This is a genomic window from Fuchsiella alkaliacetigena (assembly GCF_023227765.1).
GTDB lineage: Bacteria > Bacillota > Halanaerobiia > Halobacteroidales > Acetohalobiaceae > Fuchsiella > Fuchsiella alkaliacetigena.
Genome location: NZ_JALKBZ010000010.1, coordinates 1 through 19,171 on the forward strand (window position 1 = coordinate 1; position 19,171 = coordinate 19,171).

Genomic DNA, 19,171 nt, shown 5'->3' on the forward strand with positions numbered 1-19,171 from the left:
TGCATTTTTTAAATTCAAACTGAGTATAAGAAATAAGATTGAGTTTTAAAATAAAATTTATTCATGCGATTGCCCTGTAATGCTAATATTTGTACTTGATATTTAAAAATGATGTGATATGCTTATGTTAGAAATAAAAGAGCTTTATAAAGCTTATGATAAGTTGGAAGTCTTAAAGGGGGTTAGTTTTGCTGTTCAACGAGGTGAAACTTTAGCTATTATGGGCCCTAGTGGTTGTGGTAAGTCTACTATTTTGCGCTGCATTAATAGATTGACTGAGGCTGACCAGGGTCAAATTATATATAAGGGTACTAATCTGTTGGAGTTGAGCGAAAGTGAAATGTTAGAGCTGAGAAAGGAGATTGCTTTTGTCTTTCAAAGCTTTAACTTAATAAATAGACTAACTGTTTGGGATAATGTATTACTGGCTTTACTCAAACATAAAATTCCCACCAAGGTTAAGCAGCAAAAGGTAAAGGAAAGTCTGGCCCAGGTGCGTTTATTGGAGCGGAGTGAAGCTTATCCCTCACAATTGAGTGGAGGCGAAAAGCAAAGAGTGGGCCTGGCTAGAGCTTTGGTAATAGAGCCAGAATTAATCTTATTAGATGAACCTACGGCTGCTTTAGATCCTATCTTGGTAAAAGAGGTCTTAGATATTTTAGAAGAGTTGACTGTTACTGAAGATAAGACCTTAATTATTGTTACTCACGAGGTAGCTTTTGCTTCGCGAGCAGCCGATAGGATTTTGTTAATGGATCAGGGGAAAATAGTGGAACGAGGGACTCCGCAGGCTGTCTTTAATAATCCTAGTTCTAAGATAGGCCAGAAGTATCAGGAGTTAAAGGAATACCAGTGAACCTCTCCACCCAAATCAAGAATAAGATTTTCATCAAAGATACTAGCTTTGCGCAGGATGGAGTTTTCTCGGCTGTTTTTGATAAATTTTAAAAGATTGCAGGAAAATGTAGATAAGTTCTGGAAATAGTTAAAAGTTATTGTTATTAGGGAAGGAGGCAGCTGATGTCTTTTGATTTTCAGTACCAGCAAACCTTAGAGCAAGAGACTTCTTATACAGGTATAGGTCTACATACTGGCCAAGAGGTAACTATTAATTTTAAACCTTCAGCAGCAGATAGTGGGATAAAGTTTAAACGAGTAGACCTGCCTGGGCAGCCCGAAATAAAGGCTACAGTAGATAATGTATTGACTACTAATCGTTGTACTACTATTGGTAATCAAAACTTCAAAATAAGCACTATAGAGCATTTATTAGCAGCTTTAGGTGCTCTAGGCATAGATAATCTATTGATTGAATTAGATGCTGAAGAAGTACCAGTTACTGATGGGAGTGCTCAGATTTATTTAGATCTTTTAACTAAGACAGGTGTTAAAAGATTAGCTAAAGCTCGTTTAAGTAAAAAAGTTAAAGAGACTGTTTCACTTAGAGAAAGGAACAGTTTTTTAATAGCTCTTCCCTTTGAGGGCTTGAGGATTACCTATACCTTTGTCAGCGAACATCCTGCTGTAGGAAATCAGTTTGCTGATTTGATATTAACTGAAGAAACTTTTAGAAAAGAGGTGGCTGCCAGTAGAACTTTTGGCTTTGCTAGAGAAGTGGAGGCTTTGCAGAAACGCGGTTTGGCTTTAGGTGGTAGTTTGGAGAATGCAGTTTTAATTGGGGAAGAAGAGATAGTTAATGAGTTGAGGTTTGATAATGAGTTTGCTAGACATAAAATTTTGGATATTATAGGAGACTTGACGCTAATTGAGCCCTTTACGGGACATATTGTAGCTGTTCGTTCTGGACATGCTCTTAATATCGATTTAGCTAAGAAGTTAAGGGAGCAATTCAAAAGTAAATAGTTATCTGAAACGAGATAGGGAGGCTTAGTTATGTTAGATATAAATAAAATTAAGGAAATTTTACCTCATCGCTATCCTTTTTTATTAGTGGATAGGATTTTGGAAATGGAAGCTGAAAAGATTATCGGTTTAAAGAATGTAAGTGCTAATGAAAACTTTTTTAATGGTCACTATCCAGACCATCCAGTAATGCCGGGAGTTTTAATTGTGGAAGCTATGGCTCAGGTAGCTGGAGTATTGATGTTGGATCAGCAAGGAGATGAAAACTCAGTTCCTTATTTTGCGGGTATTGATAAGGCTCGATTTAGAAAACCGGTAGTTCCTGGTGATCAACTGATAATTAAGGCTGAGGTTTTGAAGCTCAGGGGTAGAATTGGCAAGATAGCCGCTGAAGCTTCAGTAGAAGATAAAGTTGTAGCTGAAGCTAAACTAATGTTCGCTATTGAACAAAAATGATCTATTAGTTAGATTTAGGGGGAAAGATTAATGAATGATAAGAATAAGCAGAATAATGTGGTCCATATGGCTAATATTCACGAGACGGCAGTTATTGATCCAGGGGCAAAGATAGGGAAGGATGTAAAAATTGGCCCTTATAGTGTGATTGGGGAGCATGTAGAGATTGGAGAAGGGACTAAAATTGGATCTCACGTAGTAATTAAAGGTTGGACTACCTTAGGCCAAAATAATGAAATCTTTACTGGAGCTTCAATAGGTTTGCAACCTCAGGATCAGAAGTTCAAAGGAGAAAAAAGTTATCTCTTTATAGGTGATAATAATACTATTCGTGAATATGCTACCATTCATCGAGGCACCGAAGATGGTGGTGGGGAGACTAAAATTGGTGATGATAATTTAATTATGGCTTATTGTCACGTGGCTCATGACTGTCAGTTAGGTAATGAGATAATTATGTCCAATGCTGCTAATTTAGCGGGACACGTGATGATTGAAGACTCGGCAGTAATAGCTGGTTTATCGGGGATTCACCAGTTTGTGCGCATTGGTAAAATGGCTATGGTAGGAGCTCATTCCAAGGTTGTTAAGGATGTACCACCTTATGTGTTAGTTGATGGTCATCCAGCTACTGTAGGGGGAATTAATGTAGTTGGTTTGCGGAGAAATGGGGTTACTCCGGAGTTGAGACAGCAGATTAAAAGAGCTTATAAGTGTTTATATCGCTCTGATCTAAATATTTCTCAAGCTATTGATAAAATGGATCAAGAGTTAGATAGCAGTGCTGAAATTGAGCACTTTTTGCGTTTTTTGAGAAATGCACAACGAGGTATCTGTAGATAGATCAATATAGGAGGATTGGCATGCAAAGAGTAGGCTTACTTGCAGGTGATGGAAATTTACCTTTGGTTTTTGCTCATGGAGCTAGGACTAGAGAAGTAGAAGTAGTAGCTATTAGTGTTACTCCTAATGCTTTAGCAGCTGAGTTAGCAGAGATTGTTGATGAACATTATCAGCTTAGCGTAGCTCAGTTGGGAGCAGTAATAGCTAAGTTAAAAGAATTAGACGTAGAAGAAGTAGTGATGGCTGGCAAGGTTAATAAGGACTTAATGTTTGCTTTGGATTTTGATCAACGAGCTATGACTCTTTTAAATAGATTACAGGAAAAGAATGATGATTCAATTCTGTTGGCTTTGGTGAATGAGTTAGAAAGTGAAGGAATTAAAGTAAAGCAACAAACGACTTATTTGGAGGAACTGTTCCCTGAGATTGGTCAGCTGAATGATGTTGAGCCTAGTGAAGAAGATCTCTTTAATATGGAGTTTGGCTTTAAAATGGCTAAAGGGATTGGGGCTTTGGATATTGGGCAGACGGTAGTGGTTAGAGATGGAGCAGTAATAGCTGTGGAAGCTATTGAAGGTACGGATAAAGCAATCTTACGTAGTGGGGAATTAGCTCCGGGAGATATGATTGTAGCTAAGGTGAGCAAGCCGGAGCAGGACTTCAGATTCGATATTCCTACTATCGGTATGCAGACTATGGAGAACTTAATTAAAGTAGGAGCTAGAGGAATTGTGATTGAGGCAGGCAAGACTTTTATTCTCGATGAAACTGAGGTGTTAGCTAAAGCTAATCAAGCAGGAATTTCGGTAGTAGCAATGGGGTGGCAAGATGAACAAGGTGTTATTAGTAGCCGGTGAGGCTTCCGGTGATTTGCATGCAGCGCGAGTAATGGAAGAAATGAAAGAGCTTAATGATAATCTAGAATTTATTGGTATCGGTGGACAGAGAATGGCTGCCGCCGGGATGGAGGTGCTTTTCGACCCTACTAGCCGGAGTACTATTGGTTTTGTGGAGGCTATTAAGCATCTTCCTTTGTTATGGGGGGTACTGAAGGATTTAGAAGAGTTAATTGAGAGAGCAGAGCCGGCAGTAGCTTTATTAGTCGACTATTCTGCTTTTAACCTCCGGGTGGCTAAGTTGACTCAAGAAAAAGGGATACCTACCGTGAACTATTTTGCTCCTTCGGCTTGGGCTTGGGGTAAGTGGCGGGCCCGAAAGATGGCCCGCCGAGAGGCAAAGATAGCTTCGGTCTTTCCGATGGAGGCTGAAGTGTATCGTCAGGCTGGAGCTGAGGTTAACTTTGTAGGTCATCCCTTATTGGATATTGTAGAGCCTCAGTTAAATAAAGAAGAAGCAGCAGCTGAATTTGAAATTGATCTCGACAGTGAGATAATTGGCTTATTACCCGGCAGTAGAGAACAGGAAATAAAAGGATTATTACCGCCAATGCTGGCCACAGCAGAGCTGATTGCTGCTCAGCGGGAGGTTCAATTTTTATTGCCTAGGGCTGAGACTGTTTCTCAGGATTTGTTAACGGAGTTAATAGCAGAAAGCGACTTAGAGATTAAAGTAGTTGAGGGTCATTCCTACGAAGTAATGAACTTAGCTAAGCTGATTTTAGTAGCTTCGGGAACGGCAACTCTGGAAGCTGCCTGTCTGGGTACGCCGATGATAATTCTTTACCAAACAGCCTTTCTTACCTGGTGTTTAGCTCAAATATTAGTTGATGTACCCTATATAGGTTTACCTAATTTGATTTTAGAAGAAGAGATAGTACCAGAGTTTTTGCAAAAGGAGATCAAGGCAGAATCTATTGCTCAGGTAGGACTACAGATCTTAAATTCACCTACTAAGCAGGCTCAGATTAAGAAAAATTTAGAGCAGGTAGTGACTGAACTGGGAGCAGGAGGAGCTACTAAACGAGTAGCAGAAATGGTTTTAGAAGTTGGAGGAGTGAAATAAGATTGGAATTAATCAAGAGATTACTATTAACTTATGTTAAACCTTATCGAAAAAGATTTACCTTAGCTATTATAGCGATGATATTTCATTCTGGCTTTACCGTGCTCACAGCTAAGGTATTTAAGGACTTAATAGATACTGTAGTGGCTAATATGGCTAATCCCGATGCTGACTTAATGCAGTTAAACTTAGTAGCAGCTTCAATTATTGGAGTTTACGTAGCTAAAGGCTTAACCTACTATGCTCAGAAGTATTTAACCTACTACGTCGCTCAAAAGTCTATCCGGGATATTAGAAATGATCTCTATCGTCATATGCAGAACCTTTCTTTAGGCTTTTATGATCAGGTTAAAACGGGAAAGTTGATGTCGCGGATTACTAATGATGTAGGTCAATTGGAAAGTGCTATTGTTTCCGGAGCGGTGGGGATTTTTTATAAATCCTTTACCTTAATAGGAGGATTAGCCTATCTATTTTATCTTAACTGGAGGCTATCTATGGCCGTGTTGGTGATCTTTCCGGCGGTGACTTATATATTTATTAAGTTTAACCGGAAGATTCGCAAGGTGAGTAGGCGAATGCAGGTTAAAGTAGCTAACTTTACCGATGTATTACAGGAAACCTTGGCTGGAATTAGAGTAGTTAAGTCTTTTGGGCAAGAAGAGTATGAATATCAGCGTTTTAGTGAAGAAAATCAAGCTAGCTTTGAAGCAACTATGAAGAACAAGCAGTTGAATGCTAGCTTAAGTCCTTTAATTGAACTATTAGCAGCTTTTTCCTTTACTTTTGTACTTTGGTTTGGAGGCTATCAGGTAATGCAGGGTAATATGACTACCGGGGAGATGATGGGTTTCTTTACTCTGCTGATTACTATTTCGGACCCTATTAAATCTTTAAGTAAGCTTTCGGGTAAAATACAAAAGGCTTTAGCAGCTGCTGAACGAATTTTTGAAGTGATGGATATTGAAAGTGAGATCGACGAAAAAGAGGATGCTATTGAGTTAACTGAGGTTACTGGTAGAGTGGAGTTTAAAGATGTTTATTTCCGTTATAATGAACAGGAAATGGTCTTAAAAGGAATTAATCTAGTAGCTAATCCCGGCGAGGTTGTAGCTCTAGTAGGGCCTAGTGGAGCTGGTAAGTCTACTTTAGTAGATTTAATTCCTAGATTTTATGAAACGGAGCGCGGAGATATCTTTATAGATGATTATAATATTAAAGACTTAACTATAGATTCCCTACGTTCTAAGTTAGGAATAGTTCCCCAAGAGACGATGCTTTTTGCAGAGACTGTGAGAAATAATATTGCTTATGGTTCTATAGATAGAGCAGAAGAGGAGATTATTGCCGCCACTAAAGCAGCTAATGCTCACGACTTTATTATGGGCTTTCCGGAAGGCTATGATACCAAGATTGGGGAAAGAGGAGTTAGTCTTTCCGGAGGTCAGAAGCAGCGAGTAGCTATTGCTAGAGCTATCTTAAAGGATCCGGAAATCTTAATTCTTGATGAAGCTACTTCTTCTTTGGATACGGAGTCCGAAGCTTTAGTACAAGAAGCTTTAGATAGATTAATGGAGAATAGAACTACCTTTGTAATTGCTCATCGCTTGTCTACAATTCTCAATGCTGATCAAATACTGGTAATTGAAGATGGTGAGATTGTAGAGCGCGGAACTCATAGCGAGCTATTAGAGCAAGGAGGACTATACAGCAGCTTATACGAAGTACAATTCGAATAGTGGAGGGAAAGAGATGCAGGGCAAGGATAGAGACTTAAAGGATCGAATCCAGTTGTGGATACTTTCGGTGATTTGTTTTGTGTTTGTATTGATAGCTAACTGGAGCGTTAAAGACCTAGTTGTAGTTGGCGAGGAGCGGATAGAAAGGCTAACAGCTGAACAGCAGGGACTGATTTTTGCTCTGTGGCACGGAAAGATGTTATTACCGATGTACTATTTACGACAGCGCGGTTACTATACTTTAGCTAGTCTCAGCAAAGCGGGTGAATGTATTAGCTGGGTTTTAAATAAATTAGGCTGGCAGATAATGAGAGGTTCTAACTTAAAAGGTTCTAAAACTAAAGGAAGTGTCCGTTCTTTGATTAGATTAATTAAGGTTTTAAGGCGCGGAGAAACTGTGGCTATTACTCCCGATGGCCCGCGAGGCCCGCGCCATCAGCTCAGTCCAGGAGTGCTTTATTTAGCTCAGAAGAGTGAGGCAGTAGTGGTGCCTATCGGAGTAGCTATGGCTAAGAAAAAAGAGGTGGGTACTTGGGATCGCTTTAATATCCCTTATCCTTTCACTAAAGGAGCTATCTATTTTGCTCCGGCTATAGAGGTGCCGACGGAACTATCTAAAGCCGAAAGGGAGGCTAAGAAAGAGGAAGTAGAAGAAGCTATCTTAGCAGCTGATAAAAAGGCGGAAGCTTTACTAAACTAATAGGATGGTTCTAAATATGAATAAAAAATTAGAAGACTATCTATTGCAAGTAATTAGAGGTCATAAGCAGGGATTTATAGCTTGGTTAATCTTATTTCTCTTTACTTTGCTTTCCAATATTTATTATTTGGGAATTAAGTTCAGAACTAAGCTTTATCAATGGGGCTTTAAAGAGGATACCAAACTGCCTTGTCGAGTAATTAGTGTAGGCAATATTACTATGGGAGGGACGGGCAAGACGCCGATAGTGGAGTATTTAGCTAAAAAGTTTAAGCAGCGGGGTCGAAAAGTGGTGGTTCTCAATCGGGGCTATAAGGCTGATTTTACAGGAGAGGTCGGGGTGGTTTCCGACGGGACTTCGATTTTGATGGAGGGCTCTCAGGCTGGCGATGAAGCTTTGATGCTGGCCCAACGTTTGGAAGGAGTGCCGATAATTATCGGTAGTAATCGGGTAGTTACTGGAGACTATGCCTGTCGAGAGTTTGAAGCTGAAATTTTAATTTTAGATGATGGCTTTCAGCACTGGCCTTTAGCTCGCGATGTGGACGTAGTGGTTATCGATGCTACTAATCCTTTTTCCAATGGCTATGTTATTCCGCGGGGGATTCTGAGGGAACCTTTGTCTAGCTTAGAAAGAGCTGATATCTTTTTATTAAGTAAGGTTGATCAAGCTCCGGAAGAGAAGCTAGCAGAAATTAAGGATAAATTGAATAAGTACAATCCGCAAGCGTTGATATTTGAAACTGCCTACCGTCCTAGTTATTTACGTAACCTAGAGGGAAGTGTAAAGTTAGCAGCGGAGTTTTTAGCTAGGAAACGAGTAATAGCTGTTTCGGGAATTGGAAATCCAGCTTCTTTTGAGCAAACCTTAGAGGATTTAGGGGTGGAGCTAGTGAAGCATACTAAGTTTGAAGACCATCACCGTTATACTAAGGAGGAATTAGTAGATATTTTTTCTGAAGCTGCTGCTAAAGGAGTAGAGCTAATAGTTACTACTGAAAAGGATGCCGCCAGTATAGAAGCAGAGCTGGTAGAGGAAATTAAGGGACAGGGGATAGATTTTAGAGTTTTAGGAATTGAGGTAGAGGTTAAAACAGAAGAGGTGAGAATGGATAGTTTGTTAACTAAGATGGAGGGTAGATAATGGAAGTAGTAGGAATTATTCCGGCCCGCTATGCGTCAACTCGCTTACCGGGTAAGCCTTTGGTGAATATTAACGGTAAAACTATGGTCGAACATGTTTATAGAAATTCAGCTCAAGCTAGAGTTTTGGATAGGGTGATTGTGGCTACCGATGATCAGCGAATTAAGAGTACTGTAGAGGACTTTGGGGGACAGGCGTTAATGACTGCGCCGACTCATCAGACTGGAACCGATCGTTTAGCTGAAGCAGCAGCTAAGCTGGAAGCGGAAATTGTAGTTAATATACAGGGAGATGAGCCTTTAATTAAGGCGGAGATGATTGAAGAGGCTGTTGAGCCTTTATTGGTCGATCCTACTTTACAGATGGCAACTTTGAAGCGAGAACTCAAGGAAGAAGAACGCCTCACAGATCCCAATCTGGTTAAGGTGGTTACTGATCAAGAAGGTGATGCGCTTTATTTTTCGCGGGCCCGAATTCCTCATAATAGAGGAGCAGCGGCTAAGTTCTATGAACATGTGGGACTATATGTTTATCGACGAGACTTCTTATTGACTTTTAGCGAATTAGCAAGTACACCTTTGGAGAAAGCAGAGTCCTTAGAACAGTTAAGGGCCCTAGAAAACGGTTATCGAATTAAGGTAGTGGAAACAGAATATACTTCAATTGGAGTAGATACTGAAGAAGACTTGCAGTTAGTTAGAGAAATTATGAAAGGAGAGCAGCATGGAGAATAAGGTTGTACTCAACGAAGAGATAACTTTTGGACAAGGTCATCCTTTTGTACTTTTGGCCGGGCCCTGTGCAATTGAAAGTGAAGAACGAGTGCTGCGGATAGCAGAACGGCTCAAAGAAATTACCACAGCTCTGGATATTCCCTATGTCTTTAAGTCTTCCTATGATAAGGCTAATCGTTCCTCAATAGATTCTTATCGCGGGCCCGGCTTAGAGGCGGGCTTAAAGATTTTAAATAAGGTAAAGGAAGAGTTTGAAGTACCAGTTTTAGCCGATGTTCACTGTACTCAAGAGGTAACTCCGGCTAGTGAGGTCTTGGATATTATGCAGATTCCCGCCTTCTTATCTCGACAGACGGACTTAGTAGTAGCGGCTGGAGCTAGCGGAGCTGTAGTTAAGGTTAAAAAGGGTCAGTTCTTGGCTCCCTGGGAGATAGATAATGTAGTAGAAAAGATCGAAAGCACAGGTAATCGTCGGATCTTATTGACTGAACGGGGAGCTTCTTTTGGTTATAATAATCTAGTAGTGGACTTTCGTTCCTTACCTCGGATGAGGGAAACAGGTTATCCAGTAGTCTTTGATGCTACTCATAGTGTGCAACTGCCTGGAGGAGCTGGGGATAGTTCGGCGGGAGAGCGAGAGTATGTACCTCATTTAGCTCGGGCAGCAGCGGGAGTAGGGATTGATGCTTTATTTATGGAGGTTCACGATCAACCTGAGGAGGCGCTGTGTGACGGGCCCAATATGATAAAGATAGAGGATTTAGCAGAGATTTTAAAGCAGGTTAAAGCCATTGATGCAATAGTCAAGGAGCTACGAAACAGGTAGTAAAAACTTAATTAAAACTGGTTAAAACTATCTAAAGTAGTTGCTCTCAAGCCAAAGCAAGTGTAGAGGTTAGAAATAACCTCAGCATGTTGAACTACGTCATTTGGTTAAAGGGTTTATTTATTAAACCTGACAAGGCAAATCACACCCTCGGATGTATCCCGTCAGTCTTAGGCTCTGTGGTGTCAAGGAAGGCCCCTCACCTAAGTTGCTTTTTAAGCAATAAGGTAGGCTAACACCAACAACACTTAAAGCCCCATTTGACATTGGCAAGAAGGGAATTACCCCGCAAGGGAGGTGGCAGAAATGCCTAATAAATATGCTTTTGTAATTGACGGCGAAGGCAAAACTTTAAGTCCTACAAAGTTCAACAATGCTTTTCGTTTAGTAAGGATAGGCAAGGCTAAACTATTAAGTAAATATCCATTAGTTATTCAATTAAATAAGGTTGTAGCTGAAAAAGAAATTGATACCACTAAAATAGTTTTAGGCATTGATGATGGAGCTAAAAAGGTTGGTTTTGCTCTAGTTCAACAATGCAAAAATAAAAACAAAGTGTTATTTAAAGCTACAATGCACCAGCGTGAAGATGTATCTAAGAAAATGGAAAAACGCCAAGGTTATCGTAGGTATAGAAGATCACACAAAAGATATAGACCTAAAAGGTTTGATAATCGTAGTGCTAGCAAAAGAAAAGGTAGATTAGTCCCAACTATTAAACAGAAAAAACAAGCAATTATTAGAGTGGTTAAGAGGTTAAATAAATATATTAGGATAGATAAAATTATCTTAGAAGATGTAGCGATTGATATTCGTAAAGTAATAGAAGGTAGAGATTTATACAATTGGGAATATCAAAACTCAAATAGGTTAGATGAAAACCTTCGTAAAGCTACTTTATATAGAGATGATTGCACTTGTCAATTATGCGGTGCAACCGATACTATGCTTCATGCCCATCATATTATTCCACAAAGAGATGGTGGTGCAGATAGTATTTATAATTCCATTACTTTGTGTGAAAGCTGTCATAATAATAAAGTAGATGACAATGAATATGAATATAAAGACCAGTTTTTAGCCAAAATTGATGGAAAAGAGCTTAATTTAAAAGCACCAATGCACGTAATGCAAGGTAAACATTGGTTAAGAGAGCAATTAGCCAAAACAGCTAATTTAGAAACTATTGCCGGTGGAGATACAGCTAATCGAAGGATTGATTATAATATAAATAAATCTCACTCTAATGATGCAATTTGTATTACTGGTTTACTACCAGTTGATACAATCAGTATAAAGCAATATATTATTAAACCACTTCGTAAGAAAAGCAAAGCTAAGATTAAAGAGTTAAAAGGCTTTAGACAAAAAGATTTAGTTAAATATACCAAAAGAGATGGAACAGAAATAATAGGTTATATTACTTCGCTTAGAATTAAGAACAACAAGTATAATTCTAAAGTATGCAGTTTTAGTAATTTTGAAGGTAAAACGTATCGTGGTTATGGATTTAGAAATCTGGAATTATTAGATAGACCTCAAGACTTGATGTTTGCATAGTTTTGAACAGTTTTAAGCAAATTTTACTAAGGAGAATTAGCCGATGGTAGATAAAGAAGAAATTAAAAAACAGGCCTGCCAAGTGCTGGAGATTGAGGCCAGAGCAGTGGAGAACTTAAAAGATTCTATTAATGGAGTTTTCGTGGAGTTGGTAGAGGTGATTTTGGACTGTCCGGGCCGGATTATTATGACCGGGATCGGTAAGTCAGGACTAATAGCCAAAAAACTGGCTGCTACCTTAGCTAGCACCGGAACTCCATCTTTTTTCTTGCATCCTAGCGAGGCCATTCACGGTGATTTAGGAATGGTTACCGCTAAGGATATAGTAGTTGCTCTTTCCAATAGCGGTGAAACTGAAGAGGTTATTGAGATTTTACCGGTTATTAAGCGAATTGGAGCCCAGGTAATAGCCTTAACGGGTAATACTAATTCAACCTTAGCTGAAAATGCTGATTACTTTTTAGATACCAGTGTCAAGCGAGAGGCCTGTCCCTTAGGTTTAGTGCCTACGGCCAGTACTACCGCTACTTTGGCTTTAGGCGATGCTTTAGCAGTAGCCTTATTGAAAGCACGCGGTTTTAAGCCGGAAGACTTTGCACTGTATCACCCGGGAGGCAGCTTAGGGAAGAAGTTACTGTTGAAGGTAAAAGACGTAATGCACGTGCGAGAGAGAAATCCGGTAGTTGAGCGAGATAGCCTATTAAAAGAAGTCTTATTTACTATGACTTCTACTCAGATGGGGGCAGCTAGTATTATAGATGATAATGGTAAACTGATTGGGATTATCACCGACGGTGATGTACGACGCAGCCTAGAAGAGTCGCCGGACTTGTTGAGTTTAAAGGCTGAAGAAGTAATGGTAGTAGATCCGGTGACTATTACTGCTGATAAAATGGCAGTGGAAGCAGTGAAGATAATGCAGGAGCGAGAGATTAATGACCTGCCGGTGGTTAATCAAGAGCAGGAGCCGATTGGGATGCTTAATTTCCAAGATTTATTAAAAGCAGGAGTTTTTTAGTAGTTGATAGTTAACAGTGTATAGTTGATAGTTGAAATTCAAAAAATTAAAGCTCTATCATTAGTTAATATATAATATTGGTATATTGTCTCGTTGGTGTGGAAGGCCAAACAGATGTTTCCAAAGTAATGGTTAGCTTCGCGTCACACATAGAAAAAATTATTTGATGCTTCTAGAACTCATCTCCACTAAAATAAGAGCAAGCTAATTTTAATTAGAAAAATTAGCTAAACCAGCTCTTATTTTAGCTCCGATTCGTTAAGAAGCATTGACAAATAATTTTTAATATCGCTTAGAAACACCTGTTTGGCTGTGCTGATAACGAAATAACTATCTTAACCTACAAGTTGATATGTTTCAAAGAGCGACTCTGAGAATAGCCCGGAGGCAAGGATGCCGGGAGGGCTATTCTCGAGAGTGAAGGAGGCACGGACGCCGACTGAACGGCAAGTGGTTGAAACATATCAACTAGCTCAGGCTTTCGATAATAGCTATATCGGGAATGCAACAATAGAATGATATTGCTTTGTTCTTAGAGCTTGAAATTAACTATACATTATCAACTGTCAACTATAACAAAGCAATAGGATGATAAAATAAAAAAACACTGGGGGATTTGATGATGAATTTCAATTCCGAAAAAACAAGAGAGTTAAAAAATAAGGCTCAACAGATAAAACTCTTCATCACCGATGTCGACGGAGTCTTAACCGACGGGAAGATCATTTTAGGTAGCGAAGGTTTGGAGTTTAAAGCCTTTCACGTTCATGATGGACAGGGAATTAAGCTAGCTCAAGAGGTCGGCATAGAGGTAGCTATTATCACCGGTCGGGAGTCGGAAGCGGTAAGCTGTAGAGCAGCTGAGTTAGGTATTAGCGAGCTTTATCAGGGAGTTAGTGATAAAGTAGAGGTTTTTGAGCAGTTATTAGCTGATTATAATTTAAGTTCAGCCGAGGTATCCTATATAGGTGATGACTTAGGTGATTTAGCTTTATTGAAGAGAGTAGGTTTGGCCTTAACGGTTAGTAATGGAGTATCAGCCATTAAAGAGGTAGCTGACTATACTACTACTAAGCCTGGAGGAGCAGGAGCGGTTAGAGAGGCTATTCAGTTAATTTTGGCTTTACAGGAGCTGTAGGAGGTTGAAGTAGATGCAGGATTGGGTAGTTTATTTAGTATATCGTTGTTTGGAGTTGATAGTTAATTTAGTACCGGAATCGATAGCTTTTAAAATAGGGCGAGCTTTTGGCAGCTTAGCTTATAAATTGATGTCTCGGCGGCGGGAGATAGCTGAGGCAAATCTTAAACTGGCCTTTGATTTAGATGAACAGGAGTTGGCTGATTTAACTCGGGCCCACTTTAAGCATTTAGGAATGGTAATTATCGAGTTTTTGCGCTCTCCGCAGTTAGATCAACAGCAGGTAGAGGAGATTGTGGAGATTGAAGGGGCAGAATATTTAGATGCGGCTCGGCAGCGGGAAGAAGGGATAGTTATCTTTACCGGTCATTTTGGTAACTGGGAGCTATTGGGTATCTGTTTAACCTTAATGGGCTTACCGATGAATGCTTTAGCTAAAAACCAGAGTAATGAACTGATAAATCAACATATTCTTAAAAATAGACAACTTACGGGAGCTAAGGTTTTTGCTAATAAAGGTATGGTTCTTAAAAAGGCTTATCAAGTTCTCAAAAAAGGGGAAGCCTTATATGTGATTGGCGATCAAAAGGCTAGAACTGCTGAAGAGTATGTAGAGTTATTCGGGGTTAGGGCTACTGTTGCATTAGGAACTGTTGATTTGGCGGCCCGGACTAATTCTTGGATTTTGCCTATCTATCTACCGCGAGTAAAGGAGGGTAAGTATCGCTTGTTGATTAAGGAGCCAATTAAGGTACAAGGCAAGCTGGCTAAAGAGGAAAAAATAGAGGTAATGCAGAACTTACACAGTAGTTTAGAGGAAGTAATTAAGGAATATCCTGAACAGTGGCTATGGATTCATAGACGTTGGCATTTTTCGCCGGATTTAGAGGAGGAACTCTATTAAGCTAGCTATAATATAGATAAAGGAGGGGAGCTTGTGAAGCGTTGGGGAGTAGTTTTGTTAGTTGTTTTGCTAATTACTGGTAGTTTTATTTATTTATATACTGATTTAGGTGAAGAAACAGCTCCGCCTCCGGCAGATTCAGAAGAGCAAACAGAGGAAGTACCTGAAACTGAGGTTAGCAATGCTGAATTGACAGTTCGTAGCTTGGATGGAGAGAGTAGATTGATTTTAAAAGCGGAGAAAATAGTTCGAGTTGCGGACGAGAATAGGCTTGATTTACAGGAAGTTTTAGTGGAAATTTATGAACAGGGAGCTCAAGAGTTAAGCGCTACTTTGGAGGCTGAAAGTGGAGTTTTTCTACCTAGTGAGGGAAGATTGGAGTTTTTTGCTCCTTTAAAGGTGACAGGGCGAGGAATGGAAGTTCAAGCTGACACCTTAAATTGGGAAAGACGAGAGAATCGTTGGTCGGGAGAGGGTAATGTAGTAATTATTAATCAGCCAGAAGAGATTAAATTAACTGGAGGAGAGTTTGTGGCTTATTTGGATTTTGATCGTTTACAGGTGAAAGAGAATGTACACTTAAGTAGACTGGAACGGGAAGAAGGTGAGAGTGGTGACGGTTAAAAATACTAAGTTGGGTTTTAGTTTAGTTCTACTTTTGGGAATCTTATTTTTATTAGCAGCTGGAGTAGGAGCTGGAAATAACGAAGGATCTATTGAAGATATTGAGATTTGGGCCGATGAAATGACTATTGAGGAAGATAAGTTAATTGCTGAAGGTAATGTAGTTATTTATAGCCCGCAAGGTGAAATGAGAGGAGCTTACTTTGAAGCTGATAATATAAGTGAAACTGGTGTTTTAAGTGGAGATCCAGTCTGGGAAAATGAAGCAGGTTGGGTAGTGACGGGGAGTAAGTTTGAGATCGACTTTGCTAAACAAGAGCTTTTTATTCCGGAGCGGGCTAATGTGGAATCAGAACAAGTGGTAGCCGACTCTCAGCAGTTACACTACTTTCGAGCCAGAAATGAAGTTATTTTAACTGGAGAAGTAGAGGTTACTAATCAGCAGCGTCGTTTGACTGGTGAACAAGTAGTAATAGATTTGGAGACTGAAAGAATGACTTCATCTGGTAGTAGCCGACTGTTATTGCCGCGTAGAGATGTAGAAACTGAGGATGATCAAGAATGACTATTAAAGCTGTTGATTTAGTAAAAGAATACGGGGGAGTAAGAGTAGTAGATCAGGTTAATTTTTCTGTAGAGCCGGGAGAGATTGTAGGTATTTTGGGCCCGAATGGAGCTGGCAAAACCACCACCTTCTATATGGTAGTAGGATTAATCAATCCTGAACAAGGAAAGGTCTTACTCGAGGACGAAGATATTAGTAGCTTGCCGATGCATAAAAGAGCTCGAAAGGGAATTGGTTATCTAGCTCAAGAGGCTTCTATTTTTAGAAAGTTATCGGTAGAGGATAATATTATGGCTATCTTAGAAATGATAGACCGGGAAGAGGATGACCAAAAGATTGTAGATTCATTATTAGCTGAATTTGATATTGAAAATATTCGTGAGCAAAAGGGTTATACTCTTTCCGGAGGAGAGCGACGCCGGGTAGAGATTGCTCGGGCCCTAGTTACAGATCCAAAGTATATTCTTTTAGACGAGCCCTTTTCGGGAGTAGATCCCATAGCTGTTAGCGATATTCAGGATATTATTTCTTACTTGAAGGAAAAAAACTTAGGAGTTTTAATTACCGACCATAGTGTTCGGGAAACCTTAGAGATTACCGACCGAGCTTATATAATGCACGAGGGTAGAATTTTGCTTTCAGGAAGTTCGGATGAGATAGCTAACAGCGAAGTAGCTAAGAAGTTCTATCTAGGCGAAAAGTTTCGGATGTGAGGTGTGCAAATGAAGATAATCGATAAATATATTTTAAAACAATTAGCAGCTCCCTTTTTATTCGGAGTTTTCGCTTTCGTAAGTATCTTTATCGGTACCGATATTTTATTCGATTTAGCCGATTATGTAATTGAATGGGGAGTGCCTTTACTGACGGTAATGCAGCTTTTCTTTTTAAGCATGCCGGAAATAATAGTTTTAACCTTCCCTATGGCTACTTTATTAGCCACTTTATTGGTTTTTGGTCGCCTTTCGGGTAATAGTGAAATAGTAGCCTTAAAAGCAGGAGGAGTTAGCTTTATTAGGCTGATAATTCCGGTTTTAATAGCAGCTTTTTTAATTAGTGGTTTAAATATTTTGATTACTGATACTTTAGTGCCTAGAAGTAATGAGTTTTATAGTAGGTTAGTTTGGGATATTGAAAACCAAGAAAGCTTTCCTACTACTCAGAAGCATTTACGCATGACTCCTATTGACTCCAGTACAGATAGAATAGACTATATATTTTATGCCTATAAATTCGACGGCGAGGATATGACTATGGAAGAGGTCAGCTTTCAGGACTATAACCAAGGTCAATTAGTTCAGGTTATCGAAGCTGAGCGAGCTAAGTGGACTAATCAGCAGTGGAAGTTTTTGGATGGGAAGATCTATGATTTACAGGATGGAGATCTAGTACCGACCATGAACTTTCAGGAATATGCAGTTAAGAGATTAGATCGTACTCCTACTCAGGTGAGACGTAGCCAACAGGATGAAGACGAGATGACTTTAAGCGAACTGTGGGAGTGGATTACCTTAAGAGAGTCAGAAGGTCGGGATGTTACTGAATTAAAGGTTGATTTTCACCATCGCTTTTCTATCCCCTTTGCTTCTTTTATCTTTGCTTTGATAGGAGCTCCTTTAGGTTTGCAGCCTAGTCGCTCTAGTACCTCTATTGGTTTAGGTTTGAGTATAGTAATTATCTTTATTTATTATAGTTTAATGACTATTGGTTCGACTTTAGGCCAGTCGGGAGCTTTAGCGCCTTGGTTGGGGGCTTGGATTCAAAACTTTGTTTTTGGGCTAGTAGGGGTCGCTTTAATAATTAGGGCTGCTCGTTAAAATATAGCTGGAGCTATACTGTTAAAGAGGGGGGTAGTAGCTATGTATGGAGCAATTATGATTATTAGTCTAATTGTAATTAGTGGCTTAATAGCTTATATCGGTGATCAGATTGGAATGAAAGTAGGTCGTAGTCGTCTTTCTATCTTTGGACTGCGGCCTCGCCATACTTCGATTTTAGTTACTATCTTAACCGGAATTATGATAGCTACTATTACTATTAGCCTGTTATTAGTTACTTCGCGGGGAGTGCGAATGGCTCTGTTCAATATGGAAGCTATGCTTAGAGAACTAAACACCTTAACCGAACAGGTGGAAAGTAAAGACGATAAATTAAGTGAAATGCAGTTAAGTATTAATACTAAGAGTGAAGAGTTAGAGCAGTTACAAGGTAAAAAAGCTGAGACTACTAAACAGTTAACAGCAACTCAAAAGGAATATCAGCTAACTTTAGAAAAATTAGCTGAAACTGAAGAAGAGCTAGCTAGATTGAACGAAGTTAAGGAGGCTTTAACTATTAAAGTAGATGACTTAGATCAGGAAGTAGCTTCTTTAGAAAAAGTAGTAGAAAAGTTAACTATACAAAGAGATGAGTTAGAAGCTAGACTTGATAATCTATCCTATAGCTTGCAGTTTGTAGGTCAAAAGTACATAGATTCACTGGTAGGTGATATAGTTTATCAAAAAGAAGAAGTTATTTATGCTGATACCATTGAGGCTGGTCTTTCTGATCAAGAGACAGTAGAAAGCTTAGATCAGTTTATTGTTAAAGCTAACCAAAAGGCTGTGAGTCGAGGAATCGAAGAACAAGATAGTGAACGAGTAATTAAAATGTATGAGGATGATCTATTGAGAGCCGCTCAGACTTTGCGGCAAGAAGAGGGGCAGATGGTGGTAAGGCTAGTAGCTCAAAAGAATACTTTAAAAGAGGAGGAGTTGTTAGCAAAATTTGAAATATACCAAGACTATCAGGTTTATCAAACTGACGAGGTATTAGCTAAGTTGGAAATTGAAAAAGTGGAGTCTATGCAGAGCTTAGAAAGAGAGTTAGAGCTGTTTTTAACCGAAATTAATGCTAATGCTATTGAAGCAGGTTTAATTCCTGATGCTCAAGGAAAAGTAGGTAGTGTTAGTTTTAGCCAGTTTTATGACCTTTTTGACCAGATTGATAAATTAGATAAACCAGTAGAGGTTAAAGTAGTAGCTGAAGAGGATATTTGGCGTAGTGATTCTTTAGTTAGTAATGTTGAGTTTCAAGTTCGTTCTCTAAAGAGGTGA

Annotated in this window: 20 protein-coding genes; all 20 read left to right on the plus strand. The window is 39.4% G+C overall.

What is annotated here, in order from left to right:
* Positions 1-124 precede the first annotated feature (124 nt).
* The 20 genes from MWH30_RS04250 (at position 125) to MWH30_RS04345 (ending at position 19,171) form a co-directional block, all read left to right on the plus strand.
* On the plus strand, positions 125-856 hold the full coding sequence (locus tag MWH30_RS04250; RefSeq protein WP_248662814.1) for an amino acid ABC transporter ATP-binding protein: 732 nt from the start codon (positions 125-127) through the stop codon (positions 854-856).
* 164 nt (positions 857-1,020) lie between these two features.
* Positions 1,021-1,863 carry a UDP-3-O-acyl-N-acetylglucosamine deacetylase gene (gene lpxC, locus MWH30_RS04255; protein ID WP_248662815.1) on the plus strand — a complete coding sequence of 281 codons (843 nt, stop codon included), beginning with the start codon at positions 1,021-1,023 and terminating at the stop codon, positions 1,861-1,863.
* Between the two features lie 30 nt (positions 1,864-1,893).
* Entirely contained in the window at positions 1,894-2,319 is a 426-nt protein-coding gene (gene fabZ, locus MWH30_RS04260) for a 3-hydroxyacyl-ACP dehydratase FabZ (protein WP_248662816.1), read from the plus strand.
* Positions 2,320-2,349: 30 nt separating this feature from the next.
* Positions 2,350-3,162, plus strand: coding sequence for an acyl-ACP--UDP-N-acetylglucosamine O-acyltransferase (gene lpxA, locus MWH30_RS04265; protein WP_248662817.1), 813 nt, complete (start codon positions 2,350-2,352; stop codon positions 3,160-3,162).
* A gap of 20 nt (positions 3,163-3,182) precedes the next feature.
* Entirely contained in the window at positions 3,183-4,019 is an 837-nt protein-coding gene (locus MWH30_RS04270; RefSeq protein ID WP_248662818.1) for an LpxI family protein, read from the plus strand.
* A complete protein-coding gene (gene lpxB, locus MWH30_RS04275) occupies positions 3,991-5,124 on the plus strand; it encodes a lipid-A-disaccharide synthase (RefSeq protein WP_248662819.1) in 1,134 nt (377 codons plus the stop codon). The genes MWH30_RS04270 and lpxB overlap by 29 nt, the downstream gene beginning before the upstream one ends.
* A 2-nt stretch (positions 5,125-5,126) precedes the next feature.
* Positions 5,127-6,863, plus strand: a complete 1,737-nt coding sequence (msbA, locus tag MWH30_RS04280; protein ID WP_248662820.1) for a lipid A export permease/ATP-binding protein MsbA — start codon at positions 5,127-5,129, stop codon at positions 6,861-6,863.
* A gap of 13 nt (positions 6,864-6,876) precedes the next feature.
* On the plus strand, positions 6,877-7,563 hold the full coding sequence (locus MWH30_RS04285; protein WP_248662821.1) for a lysophospholipid acyltransferase family protein: 687 nt from the start codon (positions 6,877-6,879) through the stop codon (positions 7,561-7,563).
* A gap of 16 nt (positions 7,564-7,579) precedes the next feature.
* Positions 7,580-8,707, plus strand: a complete 1,128-nt coding sequence (gene lpxK, locus MWH30_RS04290) for a tetraacyldisaccharide 4'-kinase (protein WP_248662822.1) — start codon at positions 7,580-7,582, stop codon at positions 8,705-8,707.
* Positions 8,707-9,441, plus strand: a complete 735-nt coding sequence (gene kdsB, locus MWH30_RS04295) for a 3-deoxy-manno-octulosonate cytidylyltransferase (protein WP_248662823.1) — start codon at positions 8,707-8,709, stop codon at positions 9,439-9,441. The genes lpxK and kdsB overlap by 1 nt, the downstream gene beginning before the upstream one ends.
* A complete protein-coding gene (gene kdsA / locus MWH30_RS04300; protein WP_248662824.1) occupies positions 9,431-10,267 on the plus strand; it encodes a 3-deoxy-8-phosphooctulonate synthase in 837 nt (278 codons plus the stop codon). The genes kdsB and kdsA overlap by 11 nt, the downstream gene beginning before the upstream one ends.
* A 306-nt stretch (positions 10,268-10,573) precedes the next feature.
* On the plus strand, positions 10,574-11,827 hold the full coding sequence (gene iscB, locus MWH30_RS04305) for an RNA-guided endonuclease IscB (protein WP_248662825.1): 1,254 nt from the start codon (positions 10,574-10,576) through the stop codon (positions 11,825-11,827).
* A gap of 43 nt (positions 11,828-11,870) precedes the next feature.
* Positions 11,871-12,845: a KpsF/GutQ family sugar-phosphate isomerase gene (locus MWH30_RS04310; protein WP_248662826.1), complete on the plus strand. Its 975-nt coding sequence runs from the start codon at positions 11,871-11,873 to the stop codon at positions 12,843-12,845.
* A 622-nt stretch (positions 12,846-13,467) separates the two neighbouring features.
* Positions 13,468-13,983, plus strand: a complete 516-nt coding sequence (locus MWH30_RS04315) for a KdsC family phosphatase (protein ID WP_248662827.1) — start codon at positions 13,468-13,470, stop codon at positions 13,981-13,983.
* A gap of 13 nt (positions 13,984-13,996) precedes the next feature.
* Positions 13,997-14,887 carry a lysophospholipid acyltransferase family protein gene (locus MWH30_RS04320; RefSeq protein WP_248662828.1) on the plus strand — a complete coding sequence of 297 codons (891 nt, stop codon included), beginning with the start codon at positions 13,997-13,999 and terminating at the stop codon, positions 14,885-14,887.
* Between the two features lie 33 nt (positions 14,888-14,920).
* Positions 14,921-15,511 (plus strand): LPS export ABC transporter periplasmic protein LptC, encoded by a 591-nt coding sequence (lptC, locus tag MWH30_RS04325; RefSeq protein WP_248662829.1) that lies wholly within the window; start codon positions 14,921-14,923, stop codon positions 15,509-15,511.
* The gene (locus MWH30_RS04330) at positions 15,501-16,076 is read left to right on the plus strand and encodes an LptA/OstA family protein (RefSeq protein WP_248662830.1); all 576 of its coding nucleotides are present in this window, start codon (positions 15,501-15,503) and stop codon (positions 16,074-16,076) included. Before lptC ends, MWH30_RS04330 begins: the two co-directional genes overlap by 11 nt.
* Complete coding sequence (gene lptB / locus MWH30_RS04335; RefSeq protein WP_248662831.1) at positions 16,073-16,789, plus strand: LPS export ABC transporter ATP-binding protein; 717 nt, start codon at positions 16,073-16,075, stop codon at positions 16,787-16,789. The genes MWH30_RS04330 and lptB overlap by 4 nt, the downstream gene beginning before the upstream one ends.
* A 9-nt stretch (positions 16,790-16,798) precedes the next feature.
* Positions 16,799-17,893 carry an LptF/LptG family permease gene (locus tag MWH30_RS04340; RefSeq protein WP_248662832.1) on the plus strand — a complete coding sequence of 365 codons (1,095 nt, stop codon included), beginning with the start codon at positions 16,799-16,801 and terminating at the stop codon, positions 17,891-17,893.
* A 42-nt stretch (positions 17,894-17,935) separates the two neighbouring features.
* Positions 17,936-19,171 carry a DUF3084 family protein gene (locus tag MWH30_RS04345; protein ID WP_248662833.1) on the plus strand — a complete coding sequence of 412 codons (1,236 nt, stop codon included), beginning with the start codon at positions 17,936-17,938 and terminating at the stop codon, positions 19,169-19,171.